At 48.7% G+C, this 6,846-nt stretch carries 9 protein-coding genes; 5 read left to right on the forward strand and 4 right to left on the reverse strand.

Going from position 1 to position 6,846, the window contains the following annotated elements:
* Window positions 1–201 precede the first annotated feature (201 nt).
* The gene (locus tag ACE5KN_RS25230; protein WP_375528449.1) at window positions 202–939 is read right to left on the reverse strand and encodes a polysaccharide deacetylase family protein; all 738 of its coding nucleotides are present in this window, start codon (window positions 937–939) and stop codon (window positions 202–204) included.
* A 224-nt stretch (window positions 940–1,163) separates the two neighbouring features.
* Here ACE5KN_RS25230 and ACE5KN_RS25235 point away from each other — a divergent pair, with 224 nt between their 5' ends.
* Together ACE5KN_RS25235 and ACE5KN_RS25240 are read left to right on the forward strand one after the other, a co-directional pair.
* On the forward strand, window positions 1,164–1,496 hold the full coding sequence (locus ACE5KN_RS25235; protein ID WP_375528441.1) for an ArsR/SmtB family transcription factor: 333 nt from the start codon (window positions 1,164–1,166) through the stop codon (window positions 1,494–1,496).
* 21 nt (window positions 1,497–1,517) lie between these two features.
* Window positions 1,518–2,030: an SRPBCC domain-containing protein gene (locus ACE5KN_RS25240; protein WP_375528442.1), complete on the forward strand. Its 513-nt coding sequence runs from the start codon at window positions 1,518–1,520 to the stop codon at window positions 2,028–2,030.
* A gap of 92 nt (window positions 2,031–2,122) precedes the next feature.
* On the opposite strand, the gene ACE5KN_RS25245 is transcribed toward ACE5KN_RS25240, so the two are convergent.
* Entirely contained in the window at window positions 2,123–2,995 is an 873-nt protein-coding gene (locus tag ACE5KN_RS25245; RefSeq protein WP_375528443.1) for an AraC family transcriptional regulator, read from the reverse strand.
* Between the two features lie 134 nt (window positions 2,996–3,129).
* On the opposite strand from ACE5KN_RS25245, the gene ACE5KN_RS25250 reads away from it, so the two are divergent.
* Window positions 3,130–3,675 (forward strand): GNAT family N-acetyltransferase, encoded by a 546-nt coding sequence (locus ACE5KN_RS25250; protein ID WP_375528444.1) that lies wholly within the window; start codon window positions 3,130–3,132, stop codon window positions 3,673–3,675.
* Window positions 3,676–3,698: 23 nt separating this feature from the next.
* Here the strand turns inward: ACE5KN_RS25250 and ACE5KN_RS25255 are convergent, their stop codons facing one another.
* Window positions 3,699–3,911 (reverse strand): hypothetical protein, encoded by a 213-nt coding sequence (locus ACE5KN_RS25255; RefSeq protein ID WP_375528445.1) that lies wholly within the window; start codon window positions 3,909–3,911, stop codon window positions 3,699–3,701.
* 168 nt (window positions 3,912–4,079) lie between these two features.
* On the opposite strand from ACE5KN_RS25255, the gene ACE5KN_RS25260 reads away from it, so the two are divergent.
* On the forward strand, window positions 4,080–5,243 hold the full coding sequence (locus ACE5KN_RS25260) for a sn-glycerol-1-phosphate dehydrogenase (protein WP_375528446.1): 1,164 nt from the start codon (window positions 4,080–4,082) through the stop codon (window positions 5,241–5,243).
* Window positions 5,244–5,410: 167 nt separating this feature from the next.
* Here the strand turns inward: ACE5KN_RS25260 and ACE5KN_RS25265 are convergent, their stop codons facing one another.
* Window positions 5,411–5,995, reverse strand: coding sequence for a helix-turn-helix domain-containing protein (locus ACE5KN_RS25265; protein ID WP_355318370.1), 585 nt, complete (start codon window positions 5,993–5,995; stop codon window positions 5,411–5,413).
* A gap of 267 nt (window positions 5,996–6,262) precedes the next feature.
* On the opposite strand from ACE5KN_RS25265, the gene ACE5KN_RS25270 reads away from it, so the two are divergent.
* Complete coding sequence (locus tag ACE5KN_RS25270; protein WP_375528447.1) at window positions 6,263–6,691, forward strand: phage holin family protein; 429 nt, start codon at window positions 6,263–6,265, stop codon at window positions 6,689–6,691.
* Window positions 6,692–6,846: the final 155 nt, after the last annotated feature.

Below are 6,846 nucleotides of genomic sequence, written 5' to 3' on the forward strand. Positions count from 1 at the left end.
TGCTTATCGGCAGCTGGGAGCGCTTATTTAATCTAGCACCGGAAAATCCGGTTTGGAAATAAGCAAATATTTTGATTATTCACAAAAATATCATCCATATGGCAAAAGCCGCAGGTTAATATAATGACATGCAAATAGACCAGCCCCGAGTGATGAGGCTGGTCCTATAATTCCTTCAGCTAAAAAGAGAATATGCAGTATTTATGGTACAAGGTTGATTAAAGGCAAATTTTCCTCCAGCTTTCGATGGTTTATTAATTCCGAGACGGTTACGAGGCGGTAGCCTCTTTTTTTGAGCTCAGGCAGTATGACTTTCAAGGCTTGCGCTGTTTGCATGGAGCCTGCTGCATGGTCATGCAGCAGTACAATGTCGCCATTGCGCGCATTGTTAAGCACCTTATTGGCAATTCTGCCAACTCCCGGTTTGCTCCAGTCCCTGGTGTCCTGATGCCACGACCACAACACCACCGTATATCCGAGTTTTTTTGCAATCTCAATTACCGAATCATTATAGTAGCCACCCGGAGGCCGGAACCATGGAGAACTCGTCGCGGTCAGGTCCTTAATTTTAGTTTGAAGGCTTCGCATTTCATGTTCAATCGTTTCCGGACGCATCGTTGTTTTGAAATAGACGTGGTGGTCTGTATGATTGGCGACTTCATGTCCTTCCGCAATTTCACGTTTAATGATGTCCGGGTATTTTGTGAGGCGATAGCCAATGACAAAAAAAGTGGCTTTCGCATCGTATTGTTTCAGCAAGTCCAAAATTTGAGGGGTAATGTCAGGGTCCGGTCCGTCATCAAATGTCAGGGCGATCATTTTCTCGTTCATAGGTACTTCCCACACAATATCTCCCCTGGTCTCGTAATAGGGCCTGTCATGTTTAACGGGGAAGGAAAAGCCAGGGAGCAGCAGAAAACTAATGATACAACCGGACATGATCCGGAGAACCTTCGGCGGCACAATACTCCCTCCTCTATTGGATGAATTTGCTGTGTTACCCATTTAAATTCCCCAGGCCAATTGCAATTTATGCAAATATAAAGTTCATAGATATTTAAATATTCCTTTACAGGAATATTCCTTTCGTGTTATATTGTGAATACGATATAATATTAACGAAATGAGGTGGATTGCACCAAGACACGGAAAGGAACAAAGCTATGGATACAACGACATTTAGTGCTCTGGCCGAGCCGAACAGGCTGCTTATCGTGGAGCTTCTGCGCAACGGCCCATTGACCGTGGGGCAAATTGCCGACCAGGTGGGCATTCGTCAGCCGCAGGCCTCCAAGCACCTGCGCGTCCTGCTGGATGCGCGTCTCGTCGACGTCCAGGTCGTTGCGAACCGCAGAATTTACAGGCTTCGGGAGGAGCCGTTCCAGGAACTGAATGAGTGGCTTGAACGCTATAAAGCGCTCTGGAACGAGCGCTTTGACAATCTGGAACTTTACTTGCAGGAACTGCAGGCTAAAGATAAACCATCGAAGGAATAATTCCATTTCAGGGAGGAAACGATGATGACGAATTCAATGATGTTCAAGGCGGAAGGGCAGGAAATCATTGCGGAACGAATCTTTAACGCGCCGCGTGAGCTGGTATTCAGGGCGTTTACTGAGGCGGAGCATTTAAAGAAATGGTGGGGTCCACGTGGCTGGGAACTGACCGTCTGCAATATCGATTTTCGTCCTGGCGGGATATGGCACTACTGCATGAAGTGTATGGATGAAAACCAGGGGGATTTTTACGGATTCGAATCGTGGGCCAAGGCGTTGTTCAGTGAGATCGTGGACGGGGAGAAAATCGTGTATACGGACTACTTCTCGGATGCTGAGGGCAATACCGCAGACAACATGCCTTCTTCGGAAATCACTCTGACCTTTATCGAGCAGGACGGCAAAACGAAGGTCGTTAACCGGGCTGTGTATCCATCTGCGGATGCAGTGAAAACCGTGATCGAAATGGGCATGCAGCAGGGCTTTACAGAAACGTGGGATCGTCTTGCCGAATATGTAGAATCCGTTCAGTAGCCGTGCAGTTGAACAGCAAGCATTTGGAAAAACTGCGGGAGACCTTGATCATACAAGGCTTCCGCAGTTTTGCATCTCGTTGGCAATGCCGTTTACGGCTTCACGACGGGAATCCAAATTTCGCTTTTGTAATTCGGACTGCTGGTATCCTTACTTTCATTCCAAAGAATTTCCGGTCCACCCGTCGTTTCATAACCGGAGGTCGGGAACCATTCGGCATATATTCTTGCCCAGACTTCCTGAAGTGCATGGGGAAATGGCCCGGTGGCTGTAAATACAGCCCATGTGCCTGCTGCTGTCTGTAAAGTCTCCCAGCGCTCCGGAACCGTTTTGGTTGTAGCGACACCGATGTACTGATCCAGCGTCGTTCCTTCTGCCCGGCCTTCGGTGAAATTGGCAGAGGCGCAGAGGATGCCTCGCGGCTCCACATTGGACAGCCCTTTCAGCTCGGTGTAATCATCCTCCGTCAAACTCGCCCACATCTCATCGATTTGCGGATTTACCCCTTCGTAGATCAAAGTGATCTGCTTTTTGATGCCGGCAATTTGAAAAGCTTCTTTCTCCACAATCCGATAATCCATTTCGTTTCCTCCTTTAATGGTCAGTTGAAAGGTCATGGGCGGAAAGGCTTTTAAAGCAGCGCCCTTCTTGCGTGCCTCTGAGGGAGTAATACCGTGCATGGCCTGAAAAGCTCTTGCGAATGAATCCGGTGAATCATAGCCGTATTTGACGGCAAGATCAATGATTTTTACATGCTCAAGCTCTTGAAGCTCAAGTGCAGCTTTTGTCAGTCTTCTTCGGCGAATGTATTCGCTGAGGGACAGACCTGCCAGAAATGAAAACATTCTTCTGAAGTGATACTCCGAGCAGCAGGCCAGCCGTGCGGCTTCCCTGAAATCGATGTCTCCGACCAGGTTGGCTTCAATATAGCTCATGGCCAGGTTTACCTCTTTTAGTGCATCCAAGCTCATGACCTCCTTTCTTGTGGTATCGTATCAAAAGGGGAAGGAATGGGCCCGACAATACCGGTGCAGGTTTTGCCCCCAAGCCGCGTTTAGAAATAGTTACACAACTTATCAAGGAAAGGAACAGGATGATGATGAATGGGTTAACCATTACGAAGTTCAGTTTATCCGATTTCAAACAGGCATGCCATGTGTTCGAGACGGTGATCCCCCATGCTTTTGAACAGGAGGGGATTGGGCATTTGACAGATGATATGCGGGAGGAGATTGAACACAAAATAAATATGCTCCGCAGTGCGAGGGAGGAGGATGAGCCGCAGACCCGTTTTTGGCTTGCGAAACAGCATGGCGTTGTGGTTGGAACGATTTCCATTGGGCCATCCAACCAGGATCTTAATGCCTGTACAGACCATCAATTGACGCAGGTAAGGGAACTGGGCAGTTTATATGTGTTGCCAGGCTATCAAGATCAGGGAATAGCATCTGCTTTGATCAAGGAAGTGGCCGTATATCTTCATAGCCATGGGATTGAGGAATTTTGTCTGGACAGCGGGTATAGACGGGCTCAGGAGAAATGGAAGCAAAAGTTCGGCGAGCCTTATGCGGCTGTGAAAGACTATTGGGGACCGGGTACGGTACATATGGTCTGGTTTTGCAGAGTCAGCGGCTTTCTGGCATAAAAATCATAAACAGCCCTCAAAATTTATTGAGGACTGTTTTTTTGTGCTCCGTGCCACTGGACACGGCGTATAAAGAAGCGGTACACGAGCGCAATCATAATCCCCGCCGCTCCGCCGACCGCTACCGACCAGACTGCGTCATAGGCCTGCCACTGGAGCAGAAAAGCGATCCCGCTGCCCAGCGTAGTTCCGGCGAGCCATCCAAGCGCACAGGCTGTATCTTTGGCTACTTTCATGCAGATTTCCTTCCTCCAATGCATTTCAAATACATTGACCGTAAATGTACGTCATTTTCTAGACTTTTACAGCGATATGTGCGTACAATTAGGATGAAAAAGTGTTTGAATATAATCATTATTTACATTTTTTGTGAGAAATATTCCAAACCGGGAGGAGTCACAGCGATGAACATGAACGAACGCATCAGGGAGTGGAATGAAGAAGCGAAGCATTGTTCATGCGGAAATCCGCATCGTGAGGTGAACATGCAGATTTATATGCAGGAAGGCGCCCTGAACGAAATTGCTCCTTATCTGCGGCGCCAAGACTACAGTCATGTCACGGTCGTCAATGATGAGCACACCTTCAGGGCAGCAGGCGGACGGGTGCTTAGTGATCTGCGCGCAGCCAGCTTGCAGGCCGACGAAATACGTCTGCAGGGGAACAGCGCAGGAGATGTCATTGCAGATGAGGCTTATATTGTTAAAGTGCTGCTCGGTGTTGCGGATACAAGCCATGCGGTACTGGCCATTGGCTCCGGTACGATCCATGATCTGGTCCGTTTTGTCTGTTATAAAATGGGACTGCCTTTCATTTCCGTGCCAACGGCTGCTTCGGTGGACGGCTTTACCTCCGCTGGAGCGCCTTTAATTGTGGACGGGACCAAGCAGACGTTTCAGGCAGTGGCGCCTGAAGCCATCTTTGCGGACTTGTCCGTGCTGGCAGCGGCTCCGCAAAGCATGACGGCGGCAGGTTTCGGCGACATGCTGGGCAAGTATACCTCGCTTGCCGATTGGCATGTATCGAGGGATCTGGGACGGGAGCCCTTCTGTCCGCTGGGCAGTCGGATCACCGAGGAAGCCCTGGAAGCCTGTATTGCGGGTGTAGGTGCGATCGCAGAGGGAAGCCCGGAAGGAGCAGGCATTCTAATGGAGGCGCTGATTGCTTCCGGCATATCCATGCTGATCATTGACCATTCCCGTCCGGCTTCCGGTGGTGAGCACCATATTTCGCACCGTATTGAAATGGAATTTATAAAGGAAGGAAGAAAACAGATTCTGCATGGAGCCAAGGTCGGGGTGGCATCAGCGCTTCTGGCGGACATTTACAGAAACCTGGCGGAGCGTGAAAATCTGGAGGCGTTCCGGATTTATCGCGGCCTTCCTTCAACGGAGCAGATGCGCTCCTGGCTCCGTCAGGTCGGCGGCCCGGCGACAATAGACGAGCTTGGTGTCAGCGCAGAGCAGCTGGACCGTGCGCTGCATACCGCACATACCCTGCGCAGCAGATATACAGGCCTGAAATATATAAATGAACATCAATTGCTTCCGGCTGTGTCCTACGAATAACGGCAACTAATTATCAGAAATTTGGGGTCAATAGCGATATAAAAAAACAAAAAGAGCACTGTTGGCCGCTAAAGCTGACAGTGCTCCCTGTGCTTAAAGAGATAATTTAATGAATATACCCCTGCACAATATTAAAGTATTAAAGAGCGTAAACCCATTGCAGAGGCCTACTTTGCCAGTATGGCATCTGCAAACAGAATGGATTTCGGGATGCGAAAAAATTGTTCAGCCTGGTCCTGAAACGCCTGCGAAGGGACTGTGCCTTGATGCAGCCATTTGCGGAAGGTTCCCGGATGAACACCGATCCAGTGGCTGACATCGGTCACGGACAGATCATGAACCATGCATAATCCAGCCAATATCCGATTTTTTACCGGAGACCGTGTTACCGTACGTTTCATGAATCGGGAAGGGGCTGGCTGACAGATAACCGGACAACCGCGGACCACACCCTCATTAAAGAGAATATGGCGTGGATAACCAAGCAATCGGCATGTTTTCTCCAGATTTGTATTGCCGGGAATTCGTCCTTCGTACACCCAGGCGCTGACGCTCCGGGATGAAATGGATAATTCTTCGGCAAGCTGCGAGAGCTTGATGTCATTTGCCATCAGCACTGCAAGGAGAACCCTGTTGCGTATTTGACAGCGGGTTGGTTTACGAAAGCGCTTAACACGCACACCCTTTCCCAAATACTTGCGGTTGATCAGAGACCACGCCTGAATGGAATGTCGTTCTTGTTGTTTAGGCATATATCCTCCGATTTTTTTTTAAACAAATACTACAATACACGCGGGTTATTTTCAAGTGTACGACCGAATCAATTTTTTATAAAACTATTTTCATAGCTGATCAGCCGAATACAGGGACCTGCTTACTATATGAAGCAACTTAAAAAAACGCGGGTATAACCAATTCTATGAATCTATAAATTTTCAGCGCGGCGCAGGGACAAACTTACATTCATTTTCCCTTCATTTACATATAATGTAACAGGTTTAATGAAAGGGGAGAGGACGATGAGCAACCCGCTAATCAATATTTCATGTGCTGTGACCGGGGGGATAATTACCTATGCCTTCGGGGAATGGAGCCCCCTGCTTGGGGTGTTTATCGTTACTATGGCTATAGATGTTGTGACAGGCATAGCGGCGGCGATCAAATCGGGAAAAGGATTGAGCAGCAAGACGGGATTTTGGGGCTTGACCCGCAAGGGAATTATGCTGATGGTGGTTAGTCTCGCCCACCAAGTTGATCTGCTTCTGGGGGGGGAGGCTGTACAAGCAGGCGCCATTTATTTTTATCTGTTTAACGAGGTCATTTCCATTACAGAGAATTTTTCCGTACTGGGAATGCCGCTTCCTCCTGTGTTCCAGACTTTGCTTGCAGCTTTGAAGGACAAGCAAAGAGACAAAGGGGAAAAACCGAAAGACGAAGATCCATCATGACGGCTGGATGACAGGTGCCCGCTGCCGCGGTATCTTCCCCAATCAGGGAGAATTGTGATAAAATTTCAGGACAAGCTCTTCAAGTGTGTGTTCAAAAAGTCAGGTTTTCAGCACCGAGAAGGTTGAATGAAGATAGGGACTGAGGAGCGGAGCGT

This window comes from Paenibacillus terreus (genome assembly GCF_042138595.1).
Lineage (GTDB): Bacteria > Bacillota > Bacilli > Paenibacillales > Paenibacillaceae > Paenibacillus > Paenibacillus terreus.